At 60.2% G+C, this 15,513-nt stretch carries 16 protein-coding genes; 10 read left to right on the forward strand and 6 right to left on the reverse strand.

Annotated features, from left to right (window positions below; genetic code table 11):
- Window positions 1-12: 12 nt before the first annotated feature.
- Window positions 13-588 (reverse strand): GDP-mannose pyrophosphatase NudK, encoded by a 576-nt coding sequence (nudK, locus tag C3F38_RS20915; protein ID WP_047730125.1) that lies wholly within the window; start codon window positions 586-588, stop codon window positions 13-15.
- Between the two features lie 385 nt (window positions 589-973).
- Here nudK and narQ point away from each other — a divergent pair, with 385 nt between their 5' ends.
- Both narQ and C3F38_RS20925 read left to right on the forward strand, forming a co-directional pair.
- The gene (narQ, locus tag C3F38_RS20920) at window positions 974-2,650 is read left to right on the forward strand and encodes a nitrate/nitrite two-component system sensor histidine kinase NarQ (protein ID WP_047730124.1); all 1,677 of its coding nucleotides are present in this window, start codon (window positions 974-976) and stop codon (window positions 2,648-2,650) included.
- Window positions 2,651-2,811: 161 nt separating this feature from the next.
- Entirely contained in the window at window positions 2,812-3,444 is a 633-nt protein-coding gene (locus C3F38_RS20925; RefSeq protein WP_038873634.1) for a response regulator, read from the forward strand.
- Window positions 3,445-3,476: 32 nt separating this feature from the next.
- Here the strand turns inward: C3F38_RS20925 and C3F38_RS20930 are convergent, their stop codons facing one another.
- A complete protein-coding gene (locus C3F38_RS20930; protein ID WP_004941750.1) occupies window positions 3,477-3,755 on the reverse strand; it encodes a helix-turn-helix domain-containing protein in 279 nt (92 codons plus the stop codon).
- Window positions 3,756-4,048: 293 nt separating this feature from the next.
- Here C3F38_RS20930 and acrD point away from each other — a divergent pair, with 293 nt between their 5' ends.
- The gene (gene acrD, locus C3F38_RS20935; protein WP_038873638.1) at window positions 4,049-7,186 is read left to right on the forward strand and encodes a multidrug efflux RND transporter permease AcrD; all 3,138 of its coding nucleotides are present in this window, start codon (window positions 4,049-4,051) and stop codon (window positions 7,184-7,186) included.
- Between the two features lie 127 nt (window positions 7,187-7,313).
- Here the strand turns inward: acrD and ypfM are convergent, their stop codons facing one another.
- Window positions 7,314-7,373 carry a protein YpfM gene (gene ypfM / locus C3F38_RS26910; protein WP_100396732.1) on the reverse strand — a complete coding sequence of 20 codons (60 nt, stop codon included), beginning with the start codon at window positions 7,371-7,373 and terminating at the stop codon, window positions 7,314-7,316.
- Window positions 7,374-7,589: 216 nt separating this feature from the next.
- Here ypfM and C3F38_RS20945 point away from each other — a divergent pair, with 216 nt between their 5' ends.
- Together C3F38_RS20945 and C3F38_RS20950 are read left to right on the forward strand one after the other, a co-directional pair.
- The gene (locus tag C3F38_RS20945) at window positions 7,590-8,069 is read left to right on the forward strand and encodes a tetratricopeptide repeat protein (RefSeq protein WP_038873642.1); all 480 of its coding nucleotides are present in this window, start codon (window positions 7,590-7,592) and stop codon (window positions 8,067-8,069) included.
- Between the two features lie 9 nt (window positions 8,070-8,078).
- Window positions 8,079-8,510, forward strand: coding sequence for a GNAT family N-acetyltransferase (locus C3F38_RS20950; protein WP_060434476.1), 432 nt, complete (start codon window positions 8,079-8,081; stop codon window positions 8,508-8,510).
- Window positions 8,511-8,517: 7 nt separating this feature from the next.
- Here the strand turns inward: C3F38_RS20950 and C3F38_RS20955 are convergent, their stop codons facing one another.
- Window positions 8,518-8,943 carry an N-acetyltransferase gene (locus C3F38_RS20955; protein WP_048234515.1) on the reverse strand — a complete coding sequence of 142 codons (426 nt, stop codon included), beginning with the start codon at window positions 8,941-8,943 and terminating at the stop codon, window positions 8,518-8,520.
- A gap of 528 nt (window positions 8,944-9,471) precedes the next feature.
- On the opposite strand from C3F38_RS20955, the gene C3F38_RS20960 reads away from it, so the two are divergent.
- The 5 genes from C3F38_RS20960 to C3F38_RS20980 all read left to right on the forward strand — a co-directional run bounded on the left by C3F38_RS20960 (window position 9,472) and on the right by C3F38_RS20980 (window position 12,648).
- Window positions 9,472-10,023, forward strand: coding sequence for a LuxR C-terminal-related transcriptional regulator (locus C3F38_RS20960; RefSeq protein ID WP_038873648.1), 552 nt, complete (start codon window positions 9,472-9,474; stop codon window positions 10,021-10,023).
- Window positions 10,024-10,278: 255 nt separating this feature from the next.
- Entirely contained in the window at window positions 10,279-10,665 is a 387-nt protein-coding gene (locus C3F38_RS20965) for an ArsC family reductase (RefSeq protein WP_048234516.1), read from the forward strand.
- Window positions 10,662-11,789 (forward strand): succinyl-diaminopimelate desuccinylase, encoded by a 1,128-nt coding sequence (gene dapE / locus C3F38_RS20970; RefSeq protein WP_047730121.1) that lies wholly within the window; start codon window positions 10,662-10,664, stop codon window positions 11,787-11,789. Before C3F38_RS20965 ends, dapE begins: the two co-directional genes overlap by 4 nt.
- Complete coding sequence (locus C3F38_RS20975) at window positions 11,786-12,460, forward strand: M15 family metallopeptidase (RefSeq protein ID WP_048234517.1); 675 nt, start codon at window positions 11,786-11,788, stop codon at window positions 12,458-12,460. The genes dapE and C3F38_RS20975 overlap by 4 nt, the downstream gene beginning before the upstream one ends.
- A 2-nt stretch (window positions 12,461-12,462) precedes the next feature.
- Window positions 12,463-12,648 (forward strand): YpfN family protein, encoded by a 186-nt coding sequence (locus tag C3F38_RS20980; protein ID WP_004941720.1) that lies wholly within the window; start codon window positions 12,463-12,465, stop codon window positions 12,646-12,648.
- Between the two features lie 30 nt (window positions 12,649-12,678).
- Here C3F38_RS20980 and ypfH read toward each other — a convergent pair whose 3' ends face one another.
- Both ypfH and C3F38_RS20990 read right to left on the reverse strand, forming a co-directional pair.
- Complete coding sequence (gene ypfH, locus C3F38_RS20985; RefSeq protein WP_038873661.1) at window positions 12,679-13,368, reverse strand: esterase; 690 nt, start codon at window positions 13,366-13,368, stop codon at window positions 12,679-12,681.
- A 120-nt stretch (window positions 13,369-13,488) separates the two neighbouring features.
- The gene (locus C3F38_RS20990) at window positions 13,489-15,501 is read right to left on the reverse strand and encodes a tRNA(Met) cytidine acetyltransferase TmcA (protein ID WP_048234518.1); all 2,013 of its coding nucleotides are present in this window, start codon (window positions 15,499-15,501) and stop codon (window positions 13,489-13,491) included.
- Window positions 15,502-15,513: the final 12 nt, after the last annotated feature.

Consider the following 15,513-nt stretch of genomic DNA (forward strand, 5'->3'; position numbering starts at 1 on the left):
GACCGGTTTTTTTTATGCCATCACCCGATGAATCTGCAAATATTGCAGCAGCATGATGGTCTTGCCGTCTTTAATGCGGCCGTCGGCGATCATCGCCACCGCTTCGCTGAACGGCAGTTCGATCACTTCGATATCTTCATCTTCAATGCCGCCGCCGGCCGCGCGCCGCTCATCGTCATGGTATTCGGCGATAAAGAAGTGCACGATCTCGGTCACGCCGCCCGGCGACATGTAGGCTTCGAAGATTTTCTTGACCTCGCTCACCTGGAAGCCGGTTTCCTCCACCGCTTCGCGGCGCGCGCACTGCTCCGGCGAATCGGCGTCCAGCAGGCCGGCGCAGGCCTCGAGCAGCATGCCGCTTTCGTTGCCGTTGACATAGGTCGGCATGCGGAACTGGTTGGTCAGCACCACCGTGCCCTTGGCGCGGTTGTACAGCAAAATGGTGGCGCCGTTGCCGCGATCGTAGACCTCGCGCATCTGTTGCACCGAACCGCCGTTTTTGCGTTTCAGATCGAACGTGTACTTGTGCAGCACATACCAGTTGTCCGACAGCAGCTCTTTCTTCACATTCTCAATTTTCGACGACATGCCCTTTTCCCTTGAGTAGTAACCTGAAGATCATACCGCGATTAGGCCGCGCCGCGGCAGACGATTTGCAACAAAAATCACACCGCGCCCGTCGGACAAGCCGGGACTTAACATTGCTTAAAATAATGAAAAATAAGTCGCGCTCAGGCGCATGACATTGCATAAAACCCAGTGCGATTCGCCCCCCAAAGACAAATCGCCGGAGGAAATCAGCCCGCCGCTGAACATCGACGAGCGTTTCGCTATTCATTTGATTACACAACCACAATTGTTCCCGTTTTGTTGACAACTTGATACAAATCGCGGTGCATTTTAGTTGCAAAAGTTATAGTTTTGCTTTCGAATGAAACTGGCGACGCGCCCTACCTGAGAGAAGGATCCTTGATTGCTTGTTAAACGTTCAGTGACCGGCAGCCTGGCCAAAGCGCTGTTCGGCATCGTGATACTGTCGGTGCTCGCCACCGGGTTGGCGTTGACCACCGTCGCCGGCAGCCAGAGCGACGCCGAAGCGATCAATATCGCCGGTTCGCTGCGCATGCAAAGCTACCGGCTGGCCTTCGATCTCGACCAGCAGAGCCCGGAGCTGGAGCTGCACCTGCAGCAGTACCGGCAATCTTTACAGGCGCCGGCGCTGCAAAAGCTGGCGCGGTTTTACGTACCGGCCGAGGTGCGGAATCACTATCTGGCGCTGCAACGGGCATGGCAAACGATGGAGCGCCAGATCCGCGGCGGGCAGGCGGCCGCCTACCGGGCGGAGGTCGCCGGCTACGTCAACCGCGTCGATCATTTCGTTTCTGCCCTGCAGCGCTATTCCGAGCTGAAACTCACCCTGGTGGCCGCCGTCAGCGTGATCGGTTACGCCGCCATCATCGGCCTGGTGCTGTTCTGCATTCGCTTTATGCGCCGCCAAGTGGTCACGCCGCTGCAGCATCTGGTCGACGCCAGCCAGCGCGTGCAGCAGCGCGACTTCAGCCACCCGCAGCTGGACGTGGCGCTGCCGAACGAGCTCGGCGTGCTGTCGCAAACCTTCAGCGCCATGTCGGACGAGCTGGCCCGGCTCTATCAGTCGCTGGAGCTGAAAGTACAGGAAAAGACCCGGCGCCTGCAGCAGGCCAACGAAACGCTGGAGGTGCTGTATCGCTGTTCGCAGGCGCTGAGCGTGCGCCAGATCGATCAGCAGGCGTTCGAGAATGTGCTGCGCATCGTGCGCCAAAGCGAACGGCTGCGCTGCATCCGGCTGAACGTGGCGGACGACCACGGCCAGTGGCAACTGAATGAAGGGGAACCAGCGCCGACGCAAGCCTGGAACACGCTGCCGATCACCCAGAGCGACAAACCGCTTGGCGAGCTGCGTTGGCAGCCCGAGGCGCACCCGCCGCATCCTCATCTGATGCAGAGCCTGGCCAATATGCTGGGCCGCGGCGTCTACTTCAACCGGGCGCAAAAGCAGCACCAATATTTGCTGTTGATGGAAGAGCGCGCGACCATCGCCCGCGAGCTGCACGATTCGCTGGCGCAGACGCTGTCGTTCCTGCGCATTCAGCTTACGCTGCTCAGGCGCGCCGCCGATACGCCGGCGGCAAAGGCGATTATCGACGATTTCGATCGCACGCTGGCCGATGCCTATCGCCAACTGAGAGAATTACTGGCCACCTTCCGTCTCAATATTCAGGAGGCGGACCTGAACGCCGCGCTGGAGCAGCTGTTGCAGCCATTAAAAGCGCTAACCCCCGCGCGGATTCAGTTACACTGTCGGCTGTCTTCGCAGGCGCTCAACGCCCAGCAGCAGGTGCACGCACTGCAGATCGTGCGCGAGGCGGTGCTCAATGCCGTCAAGCACGCCGGGGCGAACGAGATTACGGTGTGTTGCGAGGTCAACGCCGCAGGCGACAACGTTTTCAGCATTATCGACGACGGTTGCGGCATCGCCAGTCTGGAGGAACCGGAAGGGCATTATGGTTTGACCATCATGAGCGAACGCGCGGCGCGATTGGGAGGAACGCTGCACATTCAGCGCAGAAGCGGCGGCGGCACGGCGGTTTGCCTGACATTCTCGCCCTGACCTTGCGGCTGTTCATTCTGCGTTACGGTTGCCGCCGGGCGGAAGGCCGTCCGGGGAGGTTTACGGCGCTGATTGCCGCTATTTTTGAAGAGACAGTCCCACTGTGAAGCACGCCGCAGGGCGCGTTTGAGTGGCTTTACTTGCTACAGGGAGCATATTTCATGGTGATGAAGCAATACCGAGTCATGATCGTTGACGATCATCCGTTGATGCGGCGCGGCATCAAACAACTGCTGGGACTGGATGCGCGATTTAGCGTGGTGGCGGAGGCCGGCAACGGCAGCGAGGCGGTGGCGCTGGCACTGCAGCACACGCCGGACGTGATCTTGTTGGATCTGAACATGAAAGGCATGTCCGGGCTGGACACGCTGCGGGCCCTGCGCGACGAAGGCGTGGATGCGCGCATCATCGTGCTGACGGTTTCCGACGCGCGCAGCGATCTGTATGCGCTGATCGACACCGGCGCCGACGGCTACCTGCTGAAGGACAGCGAGCCGGAACAGCTGCTGGAACACATCAGCGCCGCCGCCGAAGGGCAGAACGTGATCAGCGACGCCATGGCCGACTATTTGCTGGCGCGCGGCGAGCAACGCGATCCCTTCGCCGCCTTGACCGAACGCGAGCTGGACGTCTTGCAAGAGGTGGCGCGCGGCCTGTCCAACAAGCAGGTGGCGGCGCAGTTGCATATCTCTGAAGAAACCGTGAAGGTGCACATCCGCAACATACTGCGCAAGCTGGACGTGCGTTCTCGCGTGGCGGCGACGGTGATGTACCTGGAGCACAAAAGTCAATGATCGCCCCGCCCCGGCCAATGCGCCGGGGCAGCTTACTCGATGGCGCTGAGCAGCGCCTGATGATGCTGGTGCACCCAGCTCTTGTTGAACGGCCCCCAGCTTTCCAACTGATAAAAACCGTCGTTGTTACGCACGCCCTGCTGCACGAACTGCAGCTCGACGCCCATGCCGGGCAGCGCCTTCAGCACATCCTGCAACGTGCGGCGCGGCCAGCCGGTCAGCGCCATCAACCGCGGCACATTGGGCCGCTCACTGTGGCTGATCAGCCAGCACAAATAAAGCCGACGGGCAAATACCGGGTTAATTCCCATGCCAAGCTCCTGCTGTAAGGTAAGTCCAGTTTTTACTTTCCGGTTCCCTGCGGCGAAGAGATGCGCAAGGCCTTTGATAGTAATAAAAATGTCTTAATAGCGTACAATTACCGCCGTCAGTGCACCCACGCCGTTTTCCGCTACCGTTATTTACACTATCTCCTTTTTTTCTCCACGCTTTCCTCGGCTATCCCGAGTACAGTGCAATAGCGCCGGGATCCCTCCCTGCCGCTGAAATGCATAATTCTGATGCGTTTTAAAGATAGAACAAGTCATAACGAGGTTCGCGCTGCATGGCCAATTTTTTTATTGATCGCCCGATTTTCGCCTGGGTGCTGGCAATTATTCTTTGCCTGACCGGGGCGTTGGCGATTTCTTCCCTACCGGTAGAACAATACCCGAATTTGGCGCCGCCGAACGTGCGCATCAGCGCAACTTACCCAGGTGCTTCGGCGCAAACGCTGGAAAACACCGTTACCCAAATCATTGAACAGAATATGACCGGCCTCGACAACATGATGTATATGTCGTCGCAGAGCACCAATACCGGCCAGGCCACCGTCACGCTGACGTTCGAAGCCGGCACCGATCCCAACGAGGCGATGCAGCAGGTGCAAAACCAGCTGCAGGCGGCGATCAAACGTCTGCCGCAGGCGGTGCAGAATCAGGGGGTCACGGTGTCGAAATCCGGCGACACCACGCTGATGATGGTGGCGTTCGTCTCCACCGACAACAGCATGGACAAGCAGGACATTGCCGATTACATCGTCTCCAACCTGCAGGATCCGCTCAGCCGTATCAACGGCGTCGGCAGCATGGACGTGTACGGCTCGCAATACGCCATGCGCATCTGGCTCGATCCCAACAAGCTCAACAGCTACCAGCTCACGACCCAGGACGTGGTCAAGGCCATTCAGTCGCAGAACGCCCAGGTGGCGGTCGGCCAGCTGGGCGGCACGCCGTCGGTCGATAAACAGGCGCTGAACGCCACCATCAATGCCCAGTCGCAGCTCCAGACGCCGGAACAGTTCCGCCAGATCACCCTGCGGGTCAATCAGGACGGTTCGCTGGTGACGCTGGGCAACGTCGCCACCGTTGAGTTGGGCGGCGAGAACTACAACTACCTCAGCCGCTACAACGGCATGCAGGCCGCAGGCATGAACATCAAGCTGGCCTCCGGCGCCAACGAACTGCAGACCGATCAGCTGGTGAAAGACAAGATCGCCGAGCTGTCGCAGTACTTCCCACACGGGCTGGAGGCCAAGGTGGCCTATGAAACCACCCCGTTCGTCAAAGCCTCGATCAAGGACGTGGTGAAAACGCTGCTGGAAGCCATCCTGCTGGTGTTCCTGGTGATGTACCTGTTCCTGCAGAACTTCCGTGCCACGCTGATCCCCACCATCGCCGTGCCGGTCGTGCTGATGGGCACCTTCGCCATCCTTTCCGCCTGCGGCTTCAGTATCAATACCCTCACCATGTTCGCCATGGTGCTGGCGATCGGCCTGCTGGTGGACGACGCCATCGTGGTGGTGGAAAACGTCGAACGCGTGATGAGCGAGGAAGGCCTGCCGCCGCGTGAGGCCACGCGCAAATCCATGGGGCAAATCCAGAGCGCGCTGGTCGGCATCGCGCTGGTGTTGTCGGCGGTGTTTGTGCCGATGGCGTTCTTCGGTGGCACCACCGGCGCCATCTATCGCCAGTTCTCCATTACCATCGTCTCCGCCATGGTGCTGTCGGTACTGGTGGCGATGATCCTGACCCCGGCCCTGTGCGCCACGCTGCTCAAACCGATCGCCAAGGGGCACCATCACGGCAAGCGCGGCTTCTTCGGCTGGTTCAACCGCATGTTCAACCGCAACGCCGAACGCTATGAGCGCGGCGTGGGGCGGATCCTGCACGCCAGCGGCCGCTACATGGTGATTTATCTGCTGTTGCTCGGCGGCATGGCGCTGCTGTTCATCAAGCTGCCAACCTCGTTCCTGCCGCAGGAAGACCGCGGTATCTTCACCGTACAGGTGCAGCTGCCGGCGGGCTCCACCCTGCAGCAAACCTCTAAGGTGGTGGAAAAGGTCGAGCAGTATTTCCTGACCGAAGAGAAACAGGATGTGGTGTCGGTGTTCGCCATCATCGGCTCCGGCCCCGGCGGCAACGGCCAGAACGTGGCGCGCCTGTTCGTGCGATTGAAAGACTGGGATCTGCGCACCTCGGGCGCCAACAGTTCGTTCGACATCATCGATCGCGCCACGCTGGCATTCAACAAGATTAACGAAGCGCGGGTGATCGCCAGCAGCCCGCCGGCGATCACCGGCCTCGGCAACTCCTCCGGCTTCGATATGGAGTTGGAAGACCACGCCGGGCTCGGCCACGCCAAGCTGATGGCGGCGCGCGATCAGCTGCTGCAGCTGGCCGGGCAAAACCCGCTGCTGTCGCGCGTGCGCCACAACGGCCTGGACGACAGCCCGCAGCTGCAAATCGATATCGATCAGCGCAAGGCCCAGGCGCTGGGCGTGTCTATCGACGACATCAACAATACCCTCTCCACCGCCTGGGGCTCGACCTACGTCAACGACTTCGTCGACCGCGGCCGGGTGAAAAAAGTCTACGTACAGGCCGCGGCGCCGTTCCGCATGCTGCCGGATGACATTAACAAATGGTATGTACGCAACAGCGCGGGCGGCATGGTGCCGTTCTCGGCCTTCGCCAGCTCGCACTGGGAGTACGGCTCGCCGCGGCTGGAGCGCTATAACGGCAGCTCGGCGCTGGAGATCGTCGGCGAGGCGGCCAACGGCGTCAGCACCGGCACCGCCATGGCGGAAATGGAGAAGCTGGTCAGCCAGCTGCCGACCGGCTTCGGCCTGGAATGGACCGCGATGTCCTATCAGGAACGGCTGTCCGGCTCGCAGGCGCCGGCGCTGTACGCCATCTCGCTGCTGGTGGTGTTCCTGTGCCTGGCGGCGCTGTATGAGAGCTGGTCGATCCCGTTCTCGGTGATGCTGGTGGTGCCGCTGGGGGTGATCGGCGCGGTCGCCGCCACCTGGCTGCGCGGCCTGGAGAACGACGTTTATTTCCAGGTTGGCCTGCTGACCATCATTGGGCTGTCGGCGAAAAACGCCATTCTGATCGTCGAGTTCGCCAATGAGCTGAATCATAAAGGGCAGGATCTGATGTCCGCCACGCTCGATGCGTCACGCATGCGTCTGCGGCCGATCCTGATGACCTCGCTGGCGTTTATCTTCGGCGTGCTGCCGATGACCACCAGCAGCGGCGCCGGTTCCGGCAGCCAGCATGCGGTCGGCACCGGGGTCATGGGCGGCATGATCTCCGCCACCCTGCTGGCCATTTTCTTCGTGCCGCTGTTCTTCGTGCTGGTGCGCCGCCGTTTCCCGGGTAAAGCGCATCCGGCAGGCAATACGACGGCCGCCGGGGACTGATCCGCGGGATATAAAAAAAGCAGCGTCGGGTGAACCGATGCTGCTTTATTTCGAACGATAATCTCGTTCCCAAGGTGTTTCAGTGACGCTCCAATGACTCAACCTTGCCATCTGCTTCAACGCTGTGTCAGTTGCCCAACATCTCATCAATGAAGTCTTTCCAGTTTCCTAATTCACGATCAACCATAATACTTTACAACCTCAATTATTTGACGAAGCGGATTCTACGCCTGTTTTTTGACCATGTGAAGGGAAACGGGAACGATGCCGGGCCCGGAAACCGGGGTTAGCGCACATTTTCGTATTTATCTGATCAATACTCAGTGCAGCTATTCCCTTGTGATATCAATTTCTCCACGATAGCGTGTAAAAGGTATAAAAATACGCCAATGGAGCGCCGATCATGCCCACCTCCTTGTCTCTTTCACAGCTGAAAACGCAGGGCCGCTATCAGGAAGCCACTGCTCTGGCGCTACGGCAGCTGGCGGCAGAGCCGGAAGCGGCGATGCTGCACTTTCAGCTGGCCTGCCTGTATGACGTACAGGGTCTGGAGCAACAGGCCATTCCCTGCTACCTCGCGGCGCTGGCCCGCGATTTGCCGCCCGCCCAGCGCCGCGAAGCCTGGCTGGGCCTCGGCAGCACCTACCGCGCCCTGGGAGAATACCCGGCTTCGCTACGGGCTTTCGACGACGGCCTGACCGAGTTCCCGCAGGCCAACGAGCTGATGCTGTTTCGCGCCATGACGCTGTACAACCTGGGCGAAAATAAACGGGCCGTGGCCGATCTGTTGTTGCTGTTGGCGGACACCTCGTCAGACCCCGACATCCGCGGCTATCAGCGCGCCATTCGGCACTATGCCGCCGATCTCAATCTTATTGGTTAGAGGAAAACGATGGAAATTGTCACCGATTTGAACCGCCGCGCCATCGACTGGCAGCGACTGTGCGAATTGCTGAAGGCAGCCGGACTGGGCAAGCGCGATCCGCACACCCTGCGGCGCGTTTACCAACACAGCCAGTTTTGCTATTGGGGGTTTATCGGCGACGAGCTGATCGCTACCGCGCACGCCATCAGCGATCTGACCTCGGTCGCTTACCTGGCCGACGTGGCGATCGATCCGCGCTTTCAGGGGCAGGGATTGGGGCGCCGGTTGATGGATCGGGTGATGCAAGACCTGGCGCCGCTCGGCAAGATTTTCATCTATTCCGTCCCGGAAAAGCTGGCCTTTTATAAAAAGTACGGCTTTCACGATTTGACCACCGGCATGGTGTATGCGGACGGCGCCTCCCTGCAGCGCCTGCAACAGGGAGGCTACGTGCGTTAAACGCGCTTCACAGGGTTTTGCTCATAAAGATGCGGCTAGTCCCCGGCGGCAAGCAAGGCACTTCGCCCATGCGTTGCCAGCCATGCCGTTGATAAAATTCCGGCGCCTGAAAGCTGATGGTGTACAAGACGGCGGAAAGGCAACCGCGCCGGCGGCCTTCCTGTTCGAAACGGCGCAACAGTTCGCTGCCCAGCCCCGTGCCGCGCAGCGCTTCCGGCAGATAAAAGAGATCGAGAAACAGCAGCCCTAATGATGAACGCCCGGTAATTCCCCCCAGAACGTCCCCACTGTCGGGATCTTTTACCACCACCGCCAGCGGCAGACGATCGCCGTAGCCGATCTGTTGATCATTAAAACGGTCCAACCCTTCCGCGATACAGGACGTTATTTCCGGTGTTACCCGATCGGAAATTTCGATATGACATTCTTTCACGCTAGCTCTCCGTATCAATCACCCACATTTATGCGATGTTTGTAGCTAAAAACATCGCATTTTCTTTGTTTAGATTTATCCTTACATCAATTTCCACGCTAATTTCCACACCGCTTCATAACCGGTTCTATCATCGATTGAAATAAAATCGCCGAACGTAACAAAACTAAGAAATATCTTAATAATTAATTCATTAGCCCCAAAACTCGCCAACAAATGATCGACAAAAACGATCGAAATTAAAAATTTAATAGTCACAAACTATGTTAATTCCTTTTAATAACCACGGTATTAATAGAGGATTTCTATTTTATCGATCTCACATTGCTTAGGCCGTCGGTTAAAAAAAATTTTACTCGTTATAAATCATGCTAGTATATGACTCCCCCGCGAAACTCGCGCCCAGCTACCGCTCATTAGTTTGCGGCGCAAGATAAGTTCAACATGAAATTATTTATATTATTTCTTTTTTTATGTTTTAAGATATCGATCCTCACCGGGAAATAGAAAGTAAAGGACTATAATAAAATGGAAATTGATATTTTCAGCGAGTGTGCCTATACCACCGTCGGCATCCGACAACTCATTAAGCAAACCTGGGCGGAAAAACGCGCACCGGCCGGCTTTAGCCGCAAAAGAGTCTGCTTCATCGATGTCACCATCGCCAATTTTGAAGCGCGTTACCGCGATGAATATGCCAACCCCAACACCTACAAAATAGTCATTATCACCGACTGCCCGCATGAAATGGTGATTGTCGACAGAAAGACCATTATATTATCAAACCTTATATCATTGAGCCGTTTTAGCCACCTGATCGGCGACTTATATAAACGTTACAGCCACTATACCGAGCCGCCGCAACTGTCCCAACGCGAGTCGCTTTTCCTCTCGGAATGGTCGACGGGAAAATCACTGGCTGATATCAGTAGTGCCATGAATATCAGAAATAAAACCGCCAATCATTACAAGTCACGAATAATGAAAAAACTCGGCGCCAGCCGGATAAAACCGCTATTGCACATTACCCGCGTGCGCTGTTTAACCGATCGTTTAAACATAAGAATAAATAAAGAGTAACGCCCTCTTCTTCAGATTCGCATTTGCGGCTGAACGCATTCGCCGGCATCTCTTCGAGAGCACCGCCGGCGAAGGCTGCCGCTCCGCCACGTTGCCTCTCCCTCTCCCAAGCACCCAATCGCACCTCGCCCGCATCGTTGTCTGGATCTCGCCGCCGCTTTACTGGCATTATCTCTGCTATCGCCGGGCGGCGAGAGGGCCAAAGATCGCGCCCGCCGCTCAGTATCGACTCGACGAGACAGGTAGCTTTACGCCATGGCAAACAAACCGCAACAGACAACGCTGACGATGTACGGCATCAAAAACTGCGACACCATCAAAAAAGCCCGCCGCTGGCTGGAAGATCAGGGCGTGGCCTATCATTTTCACGACTACCGCGCCGACGGCCTGACCGAACAGCAGTTGCGCGGTTTCATCGCGCAACTGGGTTGGGAGCCGCTGCTCAATACTCGCGGCACCACCTGGCGCAAGCTGGATGAAGCGCAACGCAACGCCTGCGATAACGCCGACGCCGCCATCACGCTGATGCTGGCGCAGCCGGCGATCATCAAACGCCCGCTGCTGGACGACGGCAACGGCCACGCCCTGCTCGGTTTCAACGCCGACGCTTACCAGCAATTTATCGCCGAGGTCGCCGTATGACTTGCCCGGTTATCGAACTGGCCCAGCAGCTGATTAAACGCCCTTCCCTCAGCCCAAATGACGAAGGCTGCCAGCAGTTGATGATAGATCGCCTGCAGGCGATCGGCTTCACCGTCGAGGCAATGGACTTCGAAGACACCCAAAACTTCTGGGCCTGGCGCGGCGAAGGGCAAACCCTGGCGTTTGCCGGGCATACCGACGTGGTGCCGACCGGCGATGAGAAGCGTTGGGATAACCCGCCGTTTGAACCGGCGATCCGCGACGGCATGCTGTATGGCCGAGGTGCGGCAGACATGAAAGGCTCGTTGGCCGCGATGGTGGTGGCCGCAGAGCGCTTTGTCGCCGCCAACCCGAATCACCAGGGCCGCCTGGCTTTTCTGATCACCTCAGACGAAGAGGCCAGCGCCACCCACGGCACGGTTAAAGTGGTCGAAACGCTGATGGCGCGCAATGAGCGCCTGGATTACTGCCTGGTCGGCGAGCCGTCCAGCACCGAGCGCGTCGGCGACGTGGTGAAAAACGGCCGACGCGGCTCCATCACCGCTAACCTGCACATTCACGGTGTGCAGGGGCACGTCGCCTATCCGCACCTGGCGGACAACCCGGTGCACCGTGCCATGCCGGCGCTGAATGAACTGGTGGCGATCGAATGGGATCGCGGCAACGAGTTCTTCCCGCCGACCAGCATGCAGATCGCCAACGTGCAGGCCGGTACCGGCAGCAACAACGTGATCCCGGGCGATCTTTACGTGCAGTTCAACTTCCGTTTCAGCACCGAACTCACCGATGCGATGATCAAGCAGCGCGTGGAAGAGCTGCTGGAACGCCACCAGTTGAATTACAGCATCGAGTGGCGGCTGTCCGGCCAGCCGTTCCTCACCTCGCGCGGCGCGCTGGTGGATGCGGTGGTCAACGCCGTCGAGCACTATTCTGAATTGACGCCGCAGCTGCTGACCACCGGCGGCACCTCCGACGGCCGCTTCATCGCGCAGATGGGCGCGCAGGTGGTGGAGCTGGGGCCGGTCAACGCCACCATCCACAAGGTCAACGAATGTGTCAACGCCGCGGATCTGCAGCTGCTGAGCCGCATGTATCAACGCATCATGGAGCAATTGGTCGCATGATCAACGCAGAGATGCTCACCGGCCGCTCAACCGAACACCTGGCGCCGTTGAGCGGGAACCATCGGCTGCAGCCGCAGGCGGTCAACGCCTTCCTGGCGATGCAGCAGGCGGCGCGTGAGGCGGGATTCGATCTCCAGCCCGCCAGCACCTTCCGCGATTTCGACCGGCAGTTAGCGATCTGGAATGGCAAATTCTGTGGTCAGCGGCCAGTATTAGATAAGGACAGCCGCCCGATAGACGTCGCGCCGCTGTCCGCCGCCGAGCGCTGTGAGGCGATCCTGCGCTGGTCGGCCCTGCCGGGTGCCAGCCGCCATCACTGGGGCAGCGATCTCGACGTGTATGACCCGTCGCTGCTGCCGGAAGGGCAAAAGCTTCAGCTGGAGCCGTGGGAATATGAAGAAGGCGGTTACTTTGCGCCGCTCAACCAGTGGCTGACGGCGCATATGGCCGAGTTCGGTTTCTATCGCCCCTTTACCGAAGACAGTGGCGGCGTGGCGGTAGAGCCGTGGCATCTGAGCTACCGGCCGCTGGCGCAAGAAGCCGAGCATTTGCTGACCCCGGCGCTGTTGCTGGCGGCCTGGCAAGATAAGGAGGTCGCCGGTGCCGAATGGCTCGAACGCCATCTGCCATCGATTTTTTCGCGTTTTATACGCAGTGAAGGAAAGGAGTAGCTATGCAATGGTTAGCTGATTACTGGTGGATTATCCTGCTGGTTCTGGTGGGAATGGTCGTCAGCGGCATTAAGGAACTGCGCCGCGTCGACGTGAAAAGCTATCTGGCCAACAAGCCGGAGATACCGCCGCACCGCGACAACAACGCCCAGTGGGATGACGAAGACGACTGGCCGAAAAAGAAATGACATCAGGGCGCTCATCGGCGCCCTGAATTTTTAGCGAAAGGCGATCAGCTCGCCGCGCTTACCGGACAATGCCTCGTCCCAGTAGCGCTGCGGCACATAATAATGCAGCCTTTCCAGCGCAGCGTTCATCATGCCCTGGTTGATTGCGTGCCCGACGTTTTCCTCCACGTCCAGCGTAAAATCGGCGCCGCCGGCCCGTAGCGCTTCTGCCGCCGCGTGAGCGTGTTGCACCGCGATCACCGCGTCCTCTTCACCGTGGATCAAATGCACCACGCTATCGCCGAAAGCCTGCTCAGGCAGCTGGGCGAAACGCCCGCTGAACGCGACCACGCGCCCGGCCAGCCGGTTTTCCGCTTTTAGCGCCTCAAGCGCCATGATCGCCCCCTGCGAGAACCCCACCAGCGCCGTGCCGGCATAGCCTACGCCGCTCAGCCGCTGCCAATGGCGCACCACCGCCACAAACTGCGGCATTACGTCTGCGATGCGGGCCGCGCGATTCTCTTCGGTCACGTCCTGCACCGAAAACCACTGGCGCCCGGCGCCGTTGCCGAACGCTTCGGGGCCACCGATGCTCACCACCTGTGCCTGAGGAAAGTCTTTGGCGAAGTAGCTGCCGATCTCCCCCATCGCCACCGGGTTGTCGCCGACACCGTGAAACAGCAAGATCAGCTGCGCCGCCGGGGTCGCCGGGCTTTGGACAACGAAATGCTCATGTTTCATCGATGACTCCTTAATAGTAACCAAACCTGGTGCGGCGACAGTCGCCACCTCACCGCTGACAGTGACTATACGCCGTTGAGAAATCGGGAAAATCGGGTTTTATTGAGCGAGTTATTCAATTTATTGCAACGACTGCGTCCAGTCGCGCCAGTAGCGGCAGTGCTGCGCATTCAGCTGTTCCAGCGCCTGCGCCGCTTCGTGCCGCCAGTGGCGCAGCAAGGCTTTCTGCCCGCTGACGCCCGCCAGCTCCGCGCAGGCCGCCGGGGATTGCCGCCGTTGCAGATGGCCGCGCAGCGTGGGCAGCGGCAGATTGCTGGCCAACAGCAAACGCTGCAGTGCCCCCAGGCTGGCCTCCAGCGGCCGATGGGCGAAAGCGAACCCGGCCAGCTCACGCCAATCCTCTTCGCCCAGCGGCGTGTCGCCGTCGTCGCCCGGGATCGCCAGCGCGAGTTCAATACGCTGCCGCAGCCAGGGCCAGTCGCGCGCCAGATGCTTGTGCGCCGCGTGCCGCAGCGCCTCTCCTTGCTCGCTCAGGGGCAAGATAGCCATCGCGGTATAGCAGCCGCTGCTGGCCTCCGGCTTGCTGCCGATGCGCACCAGCTCGAAACCGCAGGATTGCCAAAAGCGCCACAGCGGCTCGGTATAGCCAAAGCTGACCGACAGAAAATCCAGCCCCTGCGCCTGACGGCGTTGCCGCTCGACCAGCTGACGCGCGATACCCTGCCGCCGTAACGCCGGCAGCGTCGCGATGCGGGTAATGCGCCGTGACCGCAGCGTCGGCGCCCACCACTGGCCGCCATGCGCCGCCAGCGACTGCGCCACCAGGTTGCCGCGCGGCCGGCGGCGGCCAGCCCACACATCGTGCGCCAACTCGGCGCTCAAGCCGCCTTCGTCCACCAGCCACACGGCGCCGACCACCTCCTGCCCGGCCTGCGCCAGCCCGAAGTGCATGCCGGGCGCATCCATCAGCCTGCGCAAATCCAGCGGCGAAGTGCGGTAATGCGCGCTGCTCAGCAGAGCATAGAAACGCGCCAGCCGCTGCGGATCGGCGCACAGTTCGCGCTGCTCCGCCTGGCTGTAATCGATCGTCTGGCCATCCGCCGGCCAGGCGGGCAGCTCGTTGAACAACAGCGCATTGTCCGTTATCCGCTCCAGCGCATCCCCCTGTGCCCAGCGCATCGGCTGTTGCAGACTCAACGCCTGATAGGAAGGCAGCCCGGCGCAAAACTTCAGCAGAAAACCGCGGCCGGTGCCCTCATAGCCCTGCACCGTGGTGGTCAGCAGCACGCGCGGGAAATAACCGATCAGCTGCTGCAACAGCGGCGCAGGGATCGCCGCCGCTTCATCCACCAGCAGCCACCCCACGGCGCTGACGTCACCCTCCCGGCACTGCGCCAGCAAGGCATCGGGCGCCCAAAACTGCGCGCGCCCCTGCGCCCATTCCCCGGCCACCTCAGTGGCGGCGCGGCTCGGCCCGGTTATCCAGCAGGTCAGCGGCGACTGCGCTACCAGCATGCCGGCCAGCGTCGATTTGCCGCGGCCGCGGGCGGCGGTCAGCACCCACACGCCGGATTCGGCCTGCAGCAGCGCCGTCAAGATCGCCTGCTGTTCCTCGGTCGGCCGTCCATCCGGCGGTTGCCATCCTTCACGCGCCGGCAGCGCGGCCAGCGTCAGGGGCTCATCCTGCCGCCAGATCGTCACTTCTCGGTCGTCGACCAGATGCTGTTGCAGATGGTGGATGAAATGCGGGGTGGTAATTGGCTGCGGGCAATCGCTCCAGCGCAGGCTGTCGCCGTCCGGCTGCTGCGGCCATTGCCGCCAGGGCGGCGTCAGCAACAGCAGCCAGCTGCCGGCACGCAATGCGCCGCACAGCGCCGCCAACGCCTCCACGTCCAGCGACTGACCGGCGTCGAACACCGCGTGCAGCCGTTCCTGCCCCAGCAGTTGGCGCACTGCGCCGCTCGCCAACGCCGTCAGGCCGGGCGGCGGTTTTTCCCCCACCCACGGCCAGTCGCCGGGCAACGTCGCCGCCAGCCGCTGCGCCTGTTCGCGGCACCAGTCAGGTTCGCCGCTGAGCACCAGCAGGCGCCGGATGCCCTGCCGCCGCATGAGTTGTTGCGCTGCCTGTAGCATAAGGCTGTATCT

This window comes from Serratia sp. SSNIH1 (genome assembly GCF_002935055.1).
Classification (GTDB): domain Bacteria; phylum Pseudomonadota; class Gammaproteobacteria; order Enterobacterales; family Enterobacteriaceae; genus Serratia; species Serratia nevei.